The sequence below is a fragment of the Chryseobacterium sp. Bi04 genome (assembly GCF_918698085.1).
Taxonomy (GTDB): Bacteria; Bacteroidota; Bacteroidia; order Flavobacteriales; family Weeksellaceae; genus Chryseobacterium.
In genome coordinates this window covers 1-19,816 of record NZ_CAKKLP010000005.1, presented here as the reverse complement: position 1 = coordinate 19,816, position 19,816 = coordinate 1, and the positions used below count along the sequence as shown (strand labels likewise).

General features: G+C 38.5%; 14 protein-coding genes. 12 read left to right on the top strand and 2 right to left on the bottom strand.

Translation table 11 applies throughout. The annotated features are described in order from the left end of the window. The first annotated feature begins 88 nt into the window (after positions 1-88). Positions 89-898, top strand: coding sequence for an alpha/beta hydrolase-fold protein (locus tag LQV47_RS09615; RefSeq protein WP_230036289.1), 810 nt, complete (start codon positions 89-91; stop codon positions 896-898). 162 nt (positions 899-1,060) lie between these two features. Here LQV47_RS09615 and LQV47_RS09610 read toward each other — a convergent pair whose 3' ends face one another. Beyond that, a complete protein-coding gene (locus tag LQV47_RS09610) occupies positions 1,061-2,158 on the bottom strand; it encodes a TauD/TfdA family dioxygenase (protein ID WP_230036287.1) in 1,098 nt (365 codons plus the stop codon). A gap of 217 nt (positions 2,159-2,375) precedes the next feature. On the opposite strand from LQV47_RS09610, the gene LQV47_RS09605 reads away from it, so the two are divergent. From LQV47_RS09605 to LQV47_RS09565, 9 genes are read left to right on the top strand one after another with little or no spacing between them, the layout of a single operon-like run. Beyond that, a complete protein-coding gene (locus LQV47_RS09605; RefSeq protein WP_230036286.1) occupies positions 2,376-3,902 on the top strand; it encodes an aspartate aminotransferase family protein in 1,527 nt (508 codons plus the stop codon). Next, complete coding sequence (locus LQV47_RS09600; protein WP_230036284.1) at positions 3,874-6,282, top strand: GNAT family N-acetyltransferase; 2,409 nt, start codon at positions 3,874-3,876, stop codon at positions 6,280-6,282. The genes LQV47_RS09605 and LQV47_RS09600 overlap by 29 nt, the downstream gene beginning before the upstream one ends. Further along, positions 6,275-7,591 carry a SidA/IucD/PvdA family monooxygenase gene (locus tag LQV47_RS09595; RefSeq protein ID WP_230036282.1) on the top strand — a complete coding sequence of 439 codons (1,317 nt, stop codon included), beginning with the start codon at positions 6,275-6,277 and terminating at the stop codon, positions 7,589-7,591. Before LQV47_RS09600 ends, LQV47_RS09595 begins: the two co-directional genes overlap by 8 nt. Positions 7,592-7,600: 9 nt before the next feature. Beyond that, on the top strand, positions 7,601-9,406 hold the full coding sequence (locus LQV47_RS09590) for an IucA/IucC family siderophore biosynthesis protein (RefSeq protein WP_230036280.1): 1,806 nt from the start codon (positions 7,601-7,603) through the stop codon (positions 9,404-9,406). Next, on the top strand, positions 9,403-10,809 hold the full coding sequence (locus LQV47_RS09585) for an MATE family efflux transporter (RefSeq protein WP_230036278.1): 1,407 nt from the start codon (positions 9,403-9,405) through the stop codon (positions 10,807-10,809). Before LQV47_RS09590 ends, LQV47_RS09585 begins: the two co-directional genes overlap by 4 nt. A gap of 1 nt (position 10,810) precedes the next feature. Next, positions 10,811-11,056 carry an acyl carrier protein gene (locus tag LQV47_RS09580; RefSeq protein WP_084084248.1) on the top strand — a complete coding sequence of 82 codons (246 nt, stop codon included), beginning with the start codon at positions 10,811-10,813 and terminating at the stop codon, positions 11,054-11,056. 4 nt (positions 11,057-11,060) lie between these two features. Continuing rightward, positions 11,061-12,449, top strand: a complete 1,389-nt coding sequence (locus LQV47_RS09575) for an AMP-binding protein (protein WP_230036276.1) — start codon at positions 11,061-11,063, stop codon at positions 12,447-12,449. After that, positions 12,436-14,880 carry a TonB-dependent receptor gene (locus LQV47_RS09570; RefSeq protein WP_230036274.1) on the top strand — a complete coding sequence of 815 codons (2,445 nt, stop codon included), beginning with the start codon at positions 12,436-12,438 and terminating at the stop codon, positions 14,878-14,880. Before LQV47_RS09575 ends, LQV47_RS09570 begins: the two co-directional genes overlap by 14 nt. A 2-nt stretch (positions 14,881-14,882) precedes the next feature. Further along, a complete protein-coding gene (locus LQV47_RS09565) occupies positions 14,883-16,070 on the top strand; it encodes a PepSY-associated TM helix domain-containing protein (protein ID WP_230036272.1) in 1,188 nt (395 codons plus the stop codon). A 477-nt stretch (positions 16,071-16,547) separates the two neighbouring features. Here the strand turns inward: LQV47_RS09565 and LQV47_RS09560 are convergent, their stop codons facing one another. Continuing rightward, the gene (locus LQV47_RS09560; RefSeq protein ID WP_230036271.1) at positions 16,548-18,035 is read right to left on the bottom strand and encodes a PLP-dependent aminotransferase family protein; all 1,488 of its coding nucleotides are present in this window, start codon (positions 18,033-18,035) and stop codon (positions 16,548-16,550) included. Positions 18,036-18,101: 66 nt separating this feature from the next. Here LQV47_RS09560 and LQV47_RS09555 point away from each other — a divergent pair, with 66 nt between their 5' ends. Both LQV47_RS09555 and LQV47_RS09550 read left to right on the top strand, forming a co-directional pair. Continuing rightward, entirely contained in the window at positions 18,102-18,725 is a 624-nt protein-coding gene (locus LQV47_RS09555; RefSeq protein ID WP_230036269.1) for a hypothetical protein, read from the top strand. Then, a partial coding sequence (locus LQV47_RS09550; protein WP_230036267.1) for an aminotransferase class I/II-fold pyridoxal phosphate-dependent enzyme occupies positions 18,718-19,816 on the top strand: 1,099 nt, incomplete at its 3' end. The genes LQV47_RS09555 and LQV47_RS09550, both read left to right, overlap by 8 nt.

Below are 19,816 nucleotides of genomic sequence, written 5' to 3'. Positions count from 1 at the left end.
ATGGATTATAATGTTTTGTTTAAAACTATAAGCGTCTTACATTTATACAGATACATTCTGATATTATTAATTAAATATTTTTTACAACATGAAAAAATTAATCAGCATTGTCATTGTGCTTACCGCTTTCGTACAGGGATCAGCACAAAAAATTATTCATCAGGAAGTTTTCAGTCCGAAAATGAATAAAAAGATCAAAACCATTATCATTACTCCCAATATTCAGCCGAATACAACCTATCCATCAGTGTATATTCTTCACGGTTTCAGTGGTAATCCCGAAAGAATCATCAAGCAGGATATCCCTGATTTGGTTCAGAAAGCTCAGGAATATAAAACAATTTATGTATTGCCGGATGGAAATTACAGCTCGTGGTATGTTGATAGTCCTATTGTCAAAGATTCACAATATCAAACCTTTATAGGGAAAGAATTAGTGGATTTCATCGACAAAAATTATCCCGTAAAAACTGAAAAAAAATACAGAGGAATTATGGGCTGGAGTATGGGAGGGTATGGAGCGACTAACATTGGGGTAACCTACCATAAAACGTTTGGTATTGTCGGAAGTTCTTGCGGTGCTTTAGATTTCAATTCGTTCGGTGAAGGCTACCAAAAATATATGGTCAATAAGGTATTGGGTTCTTTTGAATCCCTTAACCCTGCTTTCCTTACTGATACTAAAGTAAAGCTAATGGCAGGAGCCGGACAGCGTTATATTTTTGATTGCGGTACCGAAGATGTTCAGATGATCGGGCAGAACAGAAAGTTTCATAATAAACTTACAGAACTTAAAATTGAACATTTATATATTGAATCTTTAGGCATCCATGATCCTGCTTATTGGAGCCTGTCATTATCCAATCAGTTAACTCTTTTTGATAAGCATTTTAAGTAGTAAAAACTACTTTATATAAATTTATGTATTAAGCATTATATCAATTTGTTAAACAATATATTCTCTACGATATTCTCTATTTTAAATTTATAAAAAATCCTTTTTAAGAACGGGTCTTAAAAAGGATTACTGTCAAGTCATAGTAAAATGTTTTGAAGCATTTTATAGGTTGGTGAAATTTTTACCGAGATGTTCTTCAATGACAAAAAACGGATCTTCCGTAAGGGTATGCGCTCTCATATCGATCAGGCTTACCTTACTCATCATGCGGAGCATAATTCTTCTTTCACATGGATATTCTACACCATCAATATTCCTCACCCCGGCACGGAAAGCAGACCTTCCATGAGCACACAAATGATTGTTGACCAGAATAACATCTCCTGCCTGGGGAGTAAAATCTGAATAGATAAGATGTCTTGCTTCCTCCCAGAATTCTTTCAGATACTGATGGGCATCTTCGGATTGCTTGATAGACGGGTTGAAGAGCTGTTCAGCTGCATCAAACCTCATAAAAGGAAGCTCAAAATTACCATACAAAACAGAATCCAGCGTATCTTCCTCGTTCGTTGCCGTTTCCAGATTGGCATCTTTAGGTATTTTATAAATACGCTCAAAAAGAGGCCTGTAGTTTTCACCTATAGATTCATGGGAACGGATAGAATATAGGGTAGAAGGGACCTGTTCTTCATTTCGTAAATACATAAAACTCAGAAAGTCGGCCTGATGTTTCAAAAAAGCATCTTCGGTATGCACATACAGGTCAGTGGAAGATCCCGATCCTGTTTGGGTTTCCCGCATTTTCTCATCGGGTATAATAGCATGAATTAATCCACCTCCTTTACGTTGGGAATAATACTGTACCGGCTTGGAAGGGAGAGCCCCATGGATTAATGCACAGGCAAAGCCATAAAGATCAAATTTAGAATAATCAGCAGACTGCCAGTTGGCCGGTGTTCTGCCAATACTTTCCTGGTCGACATCCATTAATCCCTTGAATACCAATGCACCATATTGATTTTTTGAAAAGTCACTCGCAAAATCAGCCGCTATATGTAAGATTCTCTCGGGTAAGAAATAGGAAGCCAGCTGGTGTACGTGTCTTATAAAGTCACGATTTTCATAGCTACCATATTTTCTTTGAAGATGCACCGCTGCATCATTAATCATTCTTCGTTCCTGAGATGTGAGCTCAATGACTGTAGGAAGCAGTTTTACCTGCGTCATACGGTCGTTATCTAAAATTTCTATAGAATTCATTAAAAAAAAATTTGGCGTTAAATAATAATTTTTATATTTGTTTTTAATTATTCTAAATAACAATAACGAGTTCAAATTTATGAATATTTAATGAATCACCAAATAAAAAAGTAAAAAAATGTAAAATTTAAAAACCTGACTGTCAGATATATAAATCTATATATCAAAAAACCACATACAACCTATTGATTTAAAAAATCACCTTACAAATACATATATGAGTAACAATTTTATGTCCCTGGAAGAGCCGGTAACCACCACTTCACATCACATTTCGGGGAATTTTGGAAATATTTTCCATCCTGACAATTACGATCATTATCGTAATGCTGTCAACAGCACCTTAGACCTTGTACAAGAATTTCTTTATAGAAACGACAAACCTTTCAGCGGCATAGAAGCTAAAGAAATGAAAGGAATGGTACAGCAGATTGATCTTAATCAAAAACTTTCCAATTACAAGGAACTTCTTAGTGAAGTAGATGATATTTATGTAAAGCATGCTACGGCTTTTCACCTGCCACAGTATGTAGCCCATTTGAATTGTCCGGTTGTTATTCCGGCTTTGGCTGGGGAAATCCTTGTGAGTGCCATCAATTCTTCTCAGGACACTTATGATCAGAGTGCCGGAGGTACATTTATGGAAAGAAAACTGATAGACTGGACTGCTGAGCAATTAGGCTATAAAACCAATGAAAGCGATGGTGTGTTCACTGCCGGAGGTTCACAAAGTAATCTGATGGGATTGGTGATGATGCGCGATTGCTTTTCTCAAAAGAACTACAATCATAATATCAAATTAGATGGTCTGCCAAGAGAAGCCGCCCGTTTCAGAATTTTTGTTTCCGATAAATCGCATTTTAGCAATTTGAAGAATGCATCTATCATGGGGCTTGGTGAAAAAGCCATTATTAAAGTGCCTACAGATGAAAGATTCCGTATGGATATTGCTTTACTGAAAAAATATATCAAAAGAGAAGAACAGCTTGGAAATATCCCTATTGGTATTGTAGCCACTGCCGGAACTACAGATTTCGGAAATGTAGATCCATTGGAAGATATTGCCAATATTGCAGAACAGTATAATATCTGGATGCACGTAGATGCTGCTTACGGATGTGCTTTATTATTAAGCGATAAGTACCGTAATCTGTTAAACGGAATAGAAAGAGCCGATTCGGTAACAATAGATTATCATAAATCCTTTTTCCAGCCTATCAGCAGCAGTGCCTTCATTGTTAAAAATAAAAAAGAGCTCCTGATTCTTAAGCATCATGCTGATTACCTGAATCCTAAAGAAATGGATGAAGAGGAAATCCCTGCACAGATCAACAAATCCATTACACAAAGTACCCGCAGGTTTGATGCGTTGAAGCTTTGGTTTACTTTAAGAATGATGGGTAAGGAACAGCTTGCCGAATATACCGACACGGTAATAGATCTTACAAAAGATGTAGCCTCCATGATTACTGAAGATACAGATTTTGAACTTCTTTCCGATTCTGACCTTAGCGTGTTGGTATTCCGTTACATAAGACCTGAGGTTAAAGATCTTAATGCTTTGAACCAGTATATTAAGACGAAACTTTTCTACAGCGGGGAAATTCTCGTTGCCAGTACAAAAGTAGATGGACATTTCTATCTGAAATTTACTTTCCTGAATCCGATTACCACTACTGAAGATGTACATCAAATTCTCAATAAAATAAAAATGCATGGAAAAGACTTTGATAGAGAAAAATAAAACAGGGGATAAAGCACAGGAAATTACTTTCCGTATCCTTCTTAACGGAATGCTCAGAGAACTTGGAAATGGTAAATTTTACCAGGGAGTTCCCCAATATGATCTTCTTACTGCAAAGGCACTTCAAAATACCAAGTATCCGTTGCATCTAAGATTTGAATTGAAGAAAAGCGGATTGTTTCTGTTTGCCCCGATTGTTTATCGTTCCGAAAGTGCTTTTCATGACTATGGATTTCCTGTATGGGCTGTAGATCATGAAAATCAGAATGTATTTGAAGTAGATATGGAAAAACTGATAGAGTTAATTTATACAGAATTTTCTGATACTTCAAATGAAGGAGGGCTTGCCCACTTTTCTGAGAGAATTCAAAGCAGCTTGAAAAATCTGGAATTAACCGCGGAAGCCTGTTTACAACAAGAGAAAGAATTGTCTTATTCCTTCTTAGAATCCGAACAGCGGCTGCCTGTAGGCCACAATCTACATCCTTTTACCAAATCTAGAATGGGATTTTCCGAAGAAGAGCAACTTTTGTATAGCCCGGAATTTGGGAAGGGATTTCAGCTTGATTATTTTCTGATTCATAAAAGCTGCATCACTGAAAAATCACTTCCCGGAATTTCAGCGAAAGAGATATTCGAGAAATTAGTTTCGATACCGGAAAGTTTCGATTTTGAAAACATCAATGATTATTATATTGTTCCATGCCATCCCTGGGAAGCGCAATATCTTCTGTCAACGGAAGAATATCCGGAAATGCTTGGCTCCGGACAAATCATTCATATCGGACCATTAGGTGATGACTTTTATGCCACATCATCGATAAGAAGTCTTTACAATCCTGATTTCAGCTGGATGTTAAAATTTTCTTTACATGTTCTGATGACCGGATCTGTAAGGACAAACAGTTTAAAAGACCTCAACAGAGGATATGCTTCTGCGGTATGGTGGCAGCAAGAAAAGACTTCTTTTGAAAACAGCTTTCCCCATTTCAAACTTCTTCTGGAGCCTGTCACTTTAAGTGTTCAGTATGAAGGAAATACGATTGACAGTTTCAATATCCTGATCCGTGAAAATCCCTTTTTAGGGGAAGAAAAAGTTCTTTTACTGGCAAGACTGTGCCAGGATGAGCCGGCAGGGAGTTTCAATTTTACCAGGCATTTTTTCAAAGAAGTAGCCGGTCAATTGGGAACTGATCCTGAACAGGCAGCGATCACCTGGTTTAAGAAATATATTCATCTTTTGCTTTCTCCTCTAAACAGGCTCTTCAGCCAGTATGGAATGGCTCCGGAAATTCATCAGCAGAATTTGCTTATAGGACTGGATGACCAGCTTCTCCCGGAAACCATTTTTGTAAGGGACGGACAAGGCTATCTGTTAAGAGAAAGTATCAAAGAAAAATATCAGGAGCTTATCAGGAACTGTCCTGAGATTGAAGAACTTTTCATCAGGGATGAACGCCTGATGAAAATTATTTCCCACCATCTTTTAGTGAGTAATCTGGGAGCTCTTATCAGCTCAATGGGTAAAACAGGATGGGTGAAAGAAAGGCAGCTCATCAGCATTCTGTATCAGGAATTTGAAGATCTTCACAGGACAGAACCATCAGATCTGACAGGTTATGCTCTGGAAGAGCAGTATTGGGCTGTAAAATCAAATCTGCAGTCGGCAGTATTTGATGTAGACGGAGGTATAAATGCCTCAGCCGTTTCTTATGCAAAAGTACCCAACCTTCTTTATGAGCATTTCTTCTCAGAACAACTGATTCAGCCAAAGGGAAAAGACATATTCTTTAAACGTTATTTTGAAAAGGAAGATGTCACGATTACCATCAGACCTATAGATCTTGAAAATGACCTTGAAATGCTTCATGAATGGTTTAATCGGGAGCATGCCGTAAAGATATGGCAGATGAACTGGCCGATTGATGAACTGGAAACCTACTATCGTGTGATGCTTCCGGGTAATGAAGCCCACAGCTACATTGTAATGAGCAATGGTGAGCCTTCCTGTAATATCGAAATTTATTGGGCCTGCAGAGACATCGTAGGAGATTATTACGAAGTATTACCTACAGATTATGGTACACATCAGTTTATAGCACCTATAGATCCCAAAAAGAAATATGTTTCCCCTTCTACACAATCTATGGTGGATTATGTCTTTGCACAGCCACAGGTAGGTAAAATGGTGGGAGAGGGTTCCGTAGATTCTCTTGCATCAATGATGAATAAGGCCCACGTCGGTTTCAAAGTAGATAAAGTAATTGAAATGCCTCATAAAAAAGCAAATCTCAATTTCTGCTACCGGGAATGGTATTGGGAAAAATTCCCTCAAAACAAAGACGTACAATTCACCACAAACACCACAGAACATGAATAATGACCCTATTTATAATGTAATTGGCATAGGAATCGGTCCTTTTAATCTTGGGCTTGCCGCTTTATCCCATCCAATTACGGAACTGAAAACACTTTTCCTGGATCAGAGGGATGGTTTCGACTGGCATCCCGGCTTAATGATTGACCATGTAACCCTGCAGACTCCATTTTTATGCGACTGTGTATCTATGGCAGATCCTACCAACCCATTAAGTCTGCTTAATTACCTCAAGGAAACAGGGAGGCTTTATAAGTTCTTTATCAGAGAAAGTTTCTTCATTCCAAGAAAGGAATACAACCGTTACTGCCAATGGGTGATTGAACAGCTGCCCCAATGTCGTTTTTCAACACAGGTAGTGGATATAGACTATGAAGATGGTATTTACCTGGTAACAACAGTTCACACAAAAACGAAAGAAAAAGTAGTTTTTAAAACGGAGAGACTTATTCTTGGTACCGGAACACAGCCTCATATTCCTTCTTTTATCCCTAAAGAAGATTCCCGGATTATTCATACCAGTTCTTATCTCTACAGAAAAGAAGAGCTTTTAGCTGAAGGTAAGAAAATAGCCATTATAGGATCGGGACAGAGTGCGGCTGAAGTTTTTTATGACCTCCTTCAAAGCAGAGATGAAAAGACCGAATTAGGATGGTATTCCCGCCCGGACAGATTCTTCCCGATGGAATATTCTAAACTGACTCTGGAGCTGACGTCTCCCGATTATGTAGAGTATTTTTATAACAGAACAGAGTCTGCAAGAAAAGATATTTTAAGCAAACAGCAAAGCCAGTTTAAAGGAATAAACTATGACCTCATCAATGATATTTATGATTTCATTTATGATCTGAATATTGACAACGCTGATCCTAACCTTAAAATCATTCCTAACAGCCAGCTGAACAGGATAGACACTACCAACCAGGAGGTTATCAATCTTGAATTTACGCAGCTGGAACAGGACGTTCCGTATGAGCAGGAAGCTGATTACCTGATTCTGGGAACCGGATACCGCTATCATGAACCTTCATTTCTGAAAAATATACAGTCCAGAATCAAAAGAGATTCAAGCGGACTGTTTGATGTCAACAGAAATTATTCTATAGATCACAACGGAGGCGAAATTTATGTCCTCCATGCTGAAGTACATACCCACAGCTATATTTCTACAGACCTTGGAATGGCTGCCTACCGTAATTCCTACATCATTAATGATATTCTTGGAAGAGAGCATTATAAAATTGAGAAGAAAATTGCTTTCCAGGATTTTGATGTAGAAAAATATGCTGATTTACCAACTGCCCAAATTTAATACTAAAAAATGAACACCAATTTAAATACTATAGTAAACCACGAATACTGGTTACAGGCCAATAAAAATCTTATGGCTAAAACCATTGCAGAATTAATGCACGAAGAACTGCTAAAGCCTGTTGTTTCTTTTCAGGCTGAAACAGGCTATACCGTCTTCAAGCTGGAAACAGGATTCGACAATATTGAATACAGCTTTCGCGGTCAGGAAAGAATGATGGACTATTGGCATATCGATACAGACAGTATCACCAAAACAGACCATTCTCAGGAAGTACCGGTAGATGTTGCTGCATTTTTCCTGGAGATGCAATCTGTATTTGATTTAGATGCCTATACACTGGCAAGGTATACGGAAGAGCTTTTACATACATTATACTGTGATGCTATGATTTTATCCAAAGGGGTGATGTCTTCAAAAGATCTTGCTTCATCAGATTATCAGACGGTAGAGCATCAAATGACCGGTCATCCATGGGTAATTGTTAACAAAAGCAGATTAGGATTTTCTCCCCGTGACCTGAAAGCATTTGCTCCGGAATCTGATCAAAATCTGAAACCTATCTGGCTGGCATCCCATACCAGCAGGTCTGCATTTCAATCATTGGATCATATCGACAGAGAAGACTTTTACCGTTCCGAGATTGGCGATCAGCTCTATCACGATTTTCAGCAGAAACTGATAAATGAAAGAAAATCAGTGGAAGATTATCATTTTATTCCTGTTCATCCATGGCAGTGGGAAGAAAAGCTGAAAATTCATTTTGCCGGAGATATTGCATCCGGACTTCTTATTCTATTGGGAGAAGGAAACGATACTTACAGTCCACAGCAGAGTATCCGTACCTTATTCAACGTAGATCATCCTAAGAAAAGATATCTTAAAACAGCTGTTTCTATCTTGAGTACAGGAAATATCCGTGGATTGTCTCCAAAACAGATGAAAATAGCTCCTTCTATTACAGAGTGGGTAAAAAGCCTGATAAAGGATGATGCTTATCTTGATGCCAAAGGAACGATATTCCTGGGAGAAGAAGCCTCTATTGCTTACCTTCATCCACAATACGGAGCGATTACCAATGTTCCTTACCAGTATAATGAATTCCTGGGAGCCTTATGGCGTGAAAGTGCGGAAAACTATCTTAAGGAAGATGAGCAAATGGTAACGATGGCTTCCTTACTGTATGTAGACAATAACGGAATCCCTTTGGTACAGGCCTTTGCGGAAAAAGCAGGAATGAGTATCAGAGAATGGGTGGCAAGTTATCTTGATGCCTATCTTACACCGTTGCTTCATATCTATTACACCCATTCTTTATGTGTGACTCCCCATGGCGAAAACATTATGGTCGTGCTGAAAAATGGAGTGCCTCAAAGAATTGTAATTAAGGATTTTGTAGATGATATTGTCCTTACTACAGAAGCAAGAGAAAAGCTTCCTGCTCATCTTGCAGACGGATTGATACAGTCTTCCAACAAAGAAAATATTCCTTTGTTTATTCTTTTGGGAGTTTTTGATGCTTTTTTCAGATATATGTCTAATGTACTTCATACCTATTCAAACTGTAAAGAAGATGTATTCTGGACACTTGTGCATGACTGCATAGAAAGTTATAAAGCAGATAATACCCATCTACAGGAGAGATACGAAAAATATGACCTTTATGTTCCTACGTTCAAAAGGTTTTATATCAACAGCCTGCGTCTGAAAAATAATGGCTACAGTGAAAATAAAGCTTTTGCTATTCCAAGAAAGGATGGAGCATTGCCTAACCCTCTGTATCAGATCGCCAATAAAAATTCTGTAGCTGTATGATGAGGAAATTCCTGCATATACTAAAAGAAGGGACGGTTTTTGCTTACGGAGCCTTAGCCGGGAAAAAGGCCGAGCTGACTTCCGGTAGTATCAACCGTTCCATCTTTAGCTTGGCAATTCCCATGGTGATGGAGCTGGTGATGGAATCTGTTTTTGTGAGCGTCAATCTTTTGATTATTGCCAAACTGGGCGATAAAGTCCTTGGCCTTGTTGGGATTACCGATAATTATATCAATTTCGCTTATGCTATCGCAGTAGGTCTTGGGATTGCTGCAGCAACGCTTACCGCAAGGAGAGCCGGCGAAAAAGATAAAGAAGGCATGGGTAAAACAGCTCATTATATTATTATGCTTGCCTTATTCTTTGCCTTACTGATTGGCGGGCTGTCATGCTATTTCGCTGGAGAGATTGTAGGTTTTCTTGGAATCAATGCAGGAATAGTAAATGATGGCCTTTCTTTTTCCCGACTGGTTTTTATCAGTATCGGGCTTGTCATCCTCCGTCTTTCTATTAATGGACTGTTCAGAGGAGCAGGGGATGCAGATCTTGCCATGAAATCACTTTGGCTCTGTCATATTTCAAATATTGTGTTTGCCGTAGTGCTTGTTTTCGGGGTAGGGTTTATTCCTGCTTTCGGATTGCTGGGACTGGCCTATGCTACTATTTTGTCCAGGCTATTGGCAGTTTTATACCAGTTTTTTATCCTGTTGACGGGTAAAACGAGCATTAATATCCTGATGAAATTTGACTTTGATAGGCCATTGCTCCAAAAGATTCTTAAAATAGCTTTTGGGGGCCTGGTTCAGTATATTATTCCTACATCCAGCTGGCTGATTATGGTGAAGATCATATCTACTTTTGGAACGACAGCGCTTGCGGGTTACATTATTGCACAACGTATTGCTTCTGTTGCCACGATGCCTGCCTGGGGAATAGGAAATGCTGCCGGTGTTCTTACAGGACAGAATTTAGGAGCAGGAGATCCTGTCCGGGCAGAAAAAACAGTGTGGAGAGCAGGTACCATTAATATGAGCTACCTTATTGCAGTGGCCCTGTTCTGGCAGCTGGCCGCAGAGCATGTGGTGAAGTTTTTTACTGTAGAATCGGAGGTAGCAAGGTACGCCGTTCAGTATATCCACGTGGTATCTATGGCTTATCTCTTATTAGGTTTTACCATGGTGATCAGCCGTGCATTGAATGCAGCCGGTAACATCATGCAGGTAACCCTTCTCTATATCATCATGTTCTATATTATTCAGCTTCCTCTGGCTTATCTGCTGGGCGTAAGGCTTCAATGGGAACTAAAAGGAATATTTACAGCTATTGTTTCTTCAGAAATTGTACTGGCTGTACTTTTCCTAATGATTTTCAAAAACGGTAAATGGAAAACTATAAAAATTTAAAATGAACACAACAGAAGAGTTTTATGAAATAATTGCCTCTGCAATTGCTATAAAAAAAGAATTGGTAGATGAAAATCTTACCTATCAGGAAATTCCGGAATGGGATTCTATGTCCCACCTGCTTATTGTAGAAGCGCTGGAACAGTTTTATCAGATCAAGTTTGATTTTAATGATATCCTGGAGATGGGTAACGTCGGAAAGATCCGTGAAAAAATGAAAAAATACGATGTATTCGTAGAAAACTAAGTATATGAAAATTTTAGAAAATGTAATTGCCAACAAGAACCTGTTGTTTACAGATGCTTCCACCGGTACTACCATACCGGTTGGAATGCTGTATCGGTCTTTAGGCTTGAATCCTGTAGAAAAAGGATTGATCTTTTTGTACAATGACAATCAGCTCTCCAGTATTGAGGTTCTTCTCAATTTTTACGGAACAGCCCATACGATTGCTTTATTGGGACAGAAACTGCATTCGGAATTCAAAGACCGGATGGAGGCAGAATACCGTCCGAAATATATCTTTGATCCATCCAGAGATGAGGTAGAAGGATACAGTATCAGAGCATTCTCTGATACTGTAAAAATCTTTATGAAAGATGATTACAAAAGTGAGATTACGATCCATCCGGAAATTAAGCTTCTTTTAAGTACTTCAGGAACTACGGGAATTCCCAAACTCGTTAAGCTATCTGATGAAAACCTGTATCAGAATGCGATAAGCATTCTTCAGTACATGCCTATCCTGGAATCTGATGTGGTACCATTGAATGTACCCATCAATTTTGTATATGGCTTTTCTATTTTTACAACCAACTGTATGCGTGCCGGAAGAATGGTATGTACGGATAAAGATATTATGCAAAAGGCATTCTGGGATGAAATGGAGGAATATGGATACAGTACTTTAGGAGGAGTTCCATTTTTATACGAGAATCTTAACAGGATAGGCTTCTTCAGAAAAAACAGCCAGAGTTTACGATACCTTACGCATACGGGAGGGGTAATCAATGGTGAGCTGAGAAAAACCATCTTTGCTTACTGTCTTGAATTTGAAAAACAATTCTTTGCACAGTATGGTCAGACGGAAGCTGGTGGAAGAATGGCTTATCTTACTACAGATGGACTCTTAGAAGAAGAAACTTCTATTGGTACTCCTGTATATGGAGGGAATTTCAGCATAGATCCTGATACCGATGAATTGCTGTTCTCACATGCCAGTATTTTTGGAGGCTACGCCCATACCCTTCAGGACCTCACTTCTTACGAACAGCCTGCAGTACTGCGTACAGGAGATACTGCAAAAAAAGAAGACAACGGAATTTACTCTATCACAGGAAGAATAAAACGTATCATGAAGCTTTTCGGAATACGCCTTAATCTGGATGAGGTAGAATTTATTCTTAAAAATGAGCTGGAAGGAAATACGTTTATATGCCTGAATTCCAATGACAAAAAAATCATTGTGCTGTATGACAATCAGGAGATTGATCCCCAGGTCATCACTGAAATTATTAAAAATAAACTGCGCATTAACCCTCAATACGTCCACACCGAACACATAGAGTCATTTCCATTATCACAAAACGGTAAAATAAACTATCCACTGTTACAAAACTTACAGCATGAAAACATTTAAAACCCCTATATTACTATTAGCTTTTGCCTTACTTCCTCATTTTATTGATGCTCAGCAAAATGAAAGGGTAAACGGCAAGGTCATGCTGTCTGAGAAAGTGCCGGTAAAAAATGCACTTTTAAGAATAGTCAATACTTCATATCAATCAAAAACAAACAATTTAGGAGAATATTATTTTGATAATGTGCCACCTGGGGAATATACTCTTCAGGTGGTTTTAAATGATATCGAACTGATGCGCGAGACCATCCGCATTGAGAAAGATGTCTATGAGATTCCACCTATTTATACAACAACAGAAAACAATGTTATTGAAGGAATCACCGTGTATGCTTTCAGCAGAAACAAATTCCTGGATAAAGACAGTACTTCCGTTTCTAAAATGCCTTTAAGGAATTTAGAAAATCCGCAGGCTTATACGAGTATCAACCAGCAATTACTGAAGGAGCAGATTACTTATGATATTTCAGAAGTTTTAAAAAATGTGCCGGGGATGGTAAAAATGCAGGGGAGTCCGGGAAGAGGGTCCGGGGACGGAAGTTTCTACTACAGCCTTAGAGGATTCCCTACAAAAGTATCCATGGTAGACGGTCTTCCTGCAACTACTAATGGAGAGATTGATCCTGCTGATATTGAACGTTTAGAAGTTATTAAAGGACCGGCAGGAACTTTATATGGAGGTGCTGTAACCTCCTTTGGAGGACTCATAAATGCGGTAACGAAAAAACCTAAAGATTACTTTGGTGGAGAAGTATCCTACCTTATGGGAAGCTATAACCTGAACCGTATAACGGCTGATGTATACGGTCCCATTACTGACTCCAGGAAAACATTATTCCGTCTGAATGCGGCCTACCAGTATCAGAATGGTTTCAGAGATTCTGAATTCAGAAAATCATTTTTTGTGGCCCCTACCTTAAGCTATCAGGTAAATGACAGGCTGAAGTTCAGCTTAGGAGCCCAGATTTATAATTATGAGGGAACCAATACCCCTATTATTTTTCTTCCCAGAACGAGAGCATTTTTTGCCCATACACCGGATGAACTTGGTTTCGACTGGAAAAGATCGTATTCCAACAATGATATGACCCTGAAAGCTCCGTCAATCAATGTAAAAGCTGAGGCTAATTATAAAATATCAGATAGCTGGAGCTCACAAACGTCACTTTCCCGAAACTTCAGAAAAACGGAAGGACTCTATCAGTATCAGTTTATCAGAGGAACTACCAGTGATGCCATGCTGGAGCGTAATGTACAATGGCAGAACTCCGAAGCTTCTTCCACCAGTGTTCAGCAAAACTTTAATGGAGAATTCAATATTGGAAAAATCAAAAATAAGGTATTGATCGGATTAGATTATTTCAATCAGTCTATCAATAACAACCATTCACCGATTGTTGTATTTGATTATGTTGATGGGCAAAACTTAACAAGTGGTTACGGAAATATTTCCAAAGATCTGGCTCTTCAGAAAATACAGGCTGCTACCCAAGCTGCTATTGATGCTAAAAAAGCACCGTTGGTAAGGAATACATCTTCAGCTAATCTATATGGAGCCTATGTTTCCAATGTAACCTATATTACTGACCGCTTGATTACTTTACTAAGCTTACGTCTGGATCATTATGAAAGCAAAGGACAGCTTAACCTGAACAGCAATGTGCGTGCTGGTGAGTTTAAACAAACAGCGTGGTCTCCAAAAGTAGGATTAGTCTATCAGGTGGTGAAAGACCGTTTGTCAGCTTATGCCAATTATATGAATGGTTTTAGCTATACCGCACCTGTAGTACAGCAATTACAGGACTATAGCGGAGATATGAAACCGCAGACTGCCAATCAGTGGGAAGTGGGAGTAAAAGGAAATCTTTGGAGAAACAAATTCAACTTTACCGTGGGATATTATGATATATTGGTGGATAATATACAGCGCGGAACCGGAGTTATCCGTGATGGAAAAGAATACGCTATTGTTGTTCAGGATGGACAGCAAAGAAGTAAAGGGATTGAAATAGAAACGATCATGAATCCTGTTCAGGGATTGAATATTATCGCAGGATATTCATACAACCACAGTAGAATGGAGAAAGCGGATGCTGCTGTAGAAGGACGCCGTCCGGAATCGGCAGGTCCTGCTAATGTATTTAATTCATGGATCAGTTATATCATTCCTATTAAAGGACTTCAGGGACTGGGAGTAGGTTTTGGGGTCAACCGTGTAGGTAAACAGATTACCGGAAACAAAACCACTACCGGACAGTTTGCGTTTCCTGCATATACGCTGATTAATGCCTCTATTTCCCTTGAAAAAGAAAAATACAGAGTAGGATTTAAAATGAATAATTTAGGCAATGCGCAGTATTTTGCAGGGCAGGGAGTGGTAGTCGCTCAAATGCCCCGTAACTTTGTCGCTGAGGTAAGCCTTAAATTTTAATAATGAAGCTTAAATTTAGAAAAATCGCCTATCAGTTACATCTATGGCTCGGACTAATGTCCGGGCTTATAGTTGTCATAATGGCAGCTACGGGATGTATTCTCGCCTTCGAAAAAGAATTAAAACAATGGGTACATCCGGAAAGATATTTTGTTGAGGTTATAGGAAAGAAAAAACTACCTCTATCCGAGCTTTCCTCAAAAGCTGAAAAAGCCCTTCCGGAAGGGTTGAAAATTAAAAGAGTGGTCATGTCTTCTGACCCTTCACAAACCTATGTTTTCCGTACCTTAAAAATGGATAATGATGCTTTAACGTATTGGGGAACCTATCTTTATTATTATCGGGTTTATATGGATCCTTACACTGGAAAAGTACAGGCCGTAGAAGATGCTAAAAAAGACTTTTTTGAAATTGTGCTGGACCTTCACCGAAGGCTTTTGTTGGGAGAGAAGATAGGAAAAACCATCACAGGATATTCCACTCTCATCATGACCATCATTTTATTCTCGGGATTAGTGATATGGTATCCGAGAAAGATGAGCAAGAGCATGTTGAAAGGGATGTTCTTTATTAAAACTTCCGCCAACTGGAAAAGAATCAATTATGACGTTCACAATGTATTGGGATTTTATGCTGTAATTCCTTTGTTGATCATTTCTTATTCTGCCATGATCTGGAGTTTTGAAGATGTAGATAAATGGATGAAAAAGACATTAAATGGAAGCGTACCTACGGAACAGAAGGCCAAAAGTAAAATACCGGCAGAAGAATTTTCGGATCAAAAAAACATTTTGGATAGGATTGGAAACAAAATGGAAAAAGGTCTTACCGATAAAGAATCTGCCCTTATTAATTTTCCAAGAACGGAGGAAGGAACTTATTATGCTGAGCTTACCTATGACAACAGGCTCTACCGGAATGATCAGTATAATTTTGACCAGTATTCGGGTGAGATGGTAAAACAGCAATCGTATAAAGACAAAAATATTGGATATGGAACTGCATTAAGAGAAAGAAATTACGACCTGCATACCGGAAGTATCTTTGGAATGACCAGCAGAATTATTTATTTTTTAGCAGGGATCATTGCTGCATCACTCCCTATTACAGGTTTTATCATCTATTTAAACAGGAAAAAGAAAAAACCAAAGCATAAAAAAAATAAGGTGGTATTTCCATCCCATCATTAAATTTTCAATAAGCCTCTATATTTTAGGGGCTTTTGCTTTTTCTCCCATAGATTTTAATCCTCTTCATCTACTCAATCCGCGAGGTATTTCAATTAAAAATAACTGGGTGAATCACGCGGAACCTTAATCAGATCAACCTGTTGATCACTACTTTGCTTACTTCAAAAATCATAGTCAGAAATTATTCTTTGCGTTAAAGAATTAAGAAAACAGATTTATTTCTCCCGCAGATTGAGGAGATCACACAGATTTTTTAATGCCCTTTAATCTGCTAAATCCGTTTAATCTGCAAGACATTTTAATTAAAAATACAGGATAAATCACACGAAACCTTAATCATATCAACTTGTCGATCACTACTTTGCTTACTTCAAAAATCATAGTCAGAAATTATTCTTTGCGTTAAAAATTAAGAAAAACAGATTTATTTCTCTCGCAGCTTGAGCAAATCACGCAGATTTTTTAATTTTCCCTATATCAAATCAGCAGCTTTACTGTCTTAGAAAAAATTTCAACACTTTTTTCCATCTCTTCGGCATTGAGGTCTCCGAAGCCTAATCTCATTGCTGTAAGATGTTTATTCTGATATAATAATGTTTTAGGAATAAACAGATCATTCTGAGCACAATTTCTGCTAAGCTGCATAAGGTTGATAGGAATATTCCACTCCAGCCAGATAGCCAGACCTCCCGAAGGCTTTTGGAAATGGATATATTCTTTTAGATGCTCATTCAATAAAACACTGAAATAATCCCGTCTTTCCTGATATACTTTCAAAGATTTTTTCAGATACCGGTTAATTTCCCCTTCTTCAATCATTTCTCCCAAAGCTCTTTCCATTAGAATATCACCCTGGCGGTCAATAATACCGAGGTATTTACGCATTTCTATCATCAGATTTTCCGGAGCCACAATAAATCCGGTTCTGAATCCCGGAGCTAAAGATTTTCCAAATGAACCAATATAAATAACCATTCCGTTCGTATCCGCACTGGCCAGAGGAAGGATAGGGCTTTTATCATAATGGAATTCATAGTCATAGTCGTCTTCAAGAATAATAAAACCATACTCATTGGCCAGCTCCAGAAGCTCCAGTCTTCGCTGTGCACTTAATGCCATTGTTGTAGGGTAGTGGTGATGTGGAGTGAGGTAAAGCATTCTTATCTTTTGCTTTTTACAGGCTTCTCTCACACTTTCAACAATAATTCCTTCCTCGTCTATGGGGATAGAAACCATTTGAACTCCGGCTTTCATAAAGATCATATTGACGGAGAAATAACTTAAAGCACCCACTAACACCACATCTCCGGCAGAAAGAAGGATTTCGGAAACAATATAAATACTCATTTCCGTACTGCGGGTAATCAGGAGGTTATTTTTAGAAATAGGCAATCCACGGGATAAATTGAGATATCGGGATAAATGTTCTTTAAAAAACTCACTCCCATCCTGGTTATAATGTCCCTGGATTTTCTGATTAGACTTACGTTTGAGGATAGAGCTGTAAAACCGGGAATGCTGCCCAATCTGGGTCAGTCTGATATCAGGCACTCCATCATTAAAAACATATCCACAGTCTGAATGTTCAAAAGGATTATCTAAAATATTGGAGGCTTTGAAGGAAAAGCCTGTTGTTTGTGGGTAATTTTGAAGATTATTGGATTTAAAATCATTCATTTTTGCCGGTTTTTCCTGATCATTTCCAATAATAAAAGTTCCTTTATTCGGTAAACTTTCCGTCCAGCCCTGAGCAGACAATTCATCATAGACGGCCACAGCTGTATTTCTATGGATTTCCAGCATTTCACTGAAAGTTCTTGTTCCCGGTAGTTTAGTTCCAAAAGGTAAAAAGCCTCTTTGAATAGCATTGATCAGCTGATTAGCAATCTGTAAATAGATAGATGTTTCTGATTTTCTATCAATTTTTATAAAACTTTCATAAGGAATTCTAACCGGACTATCCATAATATCAAAACTGGCACCATATGACCATCCGGCAATATACTACTTTTGACATCAAAATAAAAATCAATGGAATTTCAGCACTTATTACAAAAGGTGGTACAGGATCATACCACTCATGCCAAATGGCTGAACACACTTTCCTTTATGGAGAATGCAGGAGCCAGAAAAATATCAAAATGTGAACATCCGGTTTCAGTAACGCTTATTCAGCTTAAACATGCCGCTGAAGAACACCGTCACGCTTATTATCTTAAGAAACAAATCGGAAAGATTGATCCTGAATTATGCAAAACTTACGAAAATAAAGAACTTCTTGCTCCCACGGCAACCCGGCACTACCTTCATGCGTTGGATATCAAAGCCTGCAGGTATCTTCAGCAGGTTTTTCAGCTTAGCCAGGAAGAGCTCAGGTTTGCAGCCTACCTCTTTGTAACCTATGCTATTGAAGTTCGGGCCGATGAATTGTACCCGGTGTACCAGGATATTCTTACCCAGGAATCTTCCCGGATCATGGTGAAATCTATTATTCTTGAAGAAGAAGGACACCTGGAAGAAATGATCAATCAGCTCAATGAATTTTCCGTTGACTGGAAAATACATGCTGAAAATATACTGACCATTGAGAAAGAGCTGAATCATCAATGGATTAATGCGATTACAAAAGAAGTGGAAGAGTTGGATTATGCGTAACAGTATTCATCGTTTTCAGGAATCACTCAATACAAGAAAAGAAGAAGGGAGGCTAAGAAAATTAACGCTTCAGCCTGAGGGAATTGATTTTTATTCTAATGATTATCTGGGATTGGCAAGAAATACAGAATTTCAAAAAATACTGTTGCAAAATATCAATGATAACCCTCAGTTGCTTTCAGGCAGTACAGGATCAAGATTAATCAGTGGAAATACCGGCATAGCAACTTCTGTAGAAAACTGCATTGCAGAAAGGCATCATTTTCCTGCAGCACTTCTTTTCCCATCAGGGTATAATGCTAATCTTGCTCTGTTCTCAACACTTCCCAGCCGTCATGATACGGTGATTGTAGATGAGCAAATCCATCGCTCCGTCCATGATGCCTGCAGAATGTCAAATGCCAGAAAAGTAAAATTCCGGCATAACGATCTGAACGATTTGGAAAACCTATTGAAGAAACAGAAAACGCATTGTTATATCGCTATAGAAAGCCTTTATTCTATGGAAGGAGATTGTGCTCCCATCCGGGAGATTGCCGCTCTTGCTAAGCAATATCATGCAGATTTGCTGGTAGATGAAGCGCATGCTTTTGGTGTTTTTGGAAATGGATTGATTGAAAAGTATCAGTTACAAAATCAGGTGCTGGCAGCTGTGGTAACGTATGGTAAAGCATTGGGAGCCCACGGAGCCGCAATTCTCTGTAATGAAACCGTGAAATCTTATCTTATCAATTTTGCATCTCCGTTTATGTATACCACTTCAGCGCAGGATTTTCAATGGATGAGTATCAAAACTGGTTATGAATTTTTAGAAAAGAAGAAAGAGCTGTCAAAAAAACTTCAGGAGAATATTACAATTTTCAGAAAACAGGGACTGAAGACACCTTCTTCTGAAGTCAGCCCGATTCAGGCTATTGTAATTCCGGATAATCAAAAACTGAAAACGGTACAGAATACTTTATCTGATGAAGGATTTTTAACCTATGCCGTATACAGTCCAACGGTAAAAGAAGGAAGTGAGAGAATCAGAATATGCCTTCATAGTTTCAATACAGAAGCAGAAATATTAAAACTTACAAGAATTATTAAAG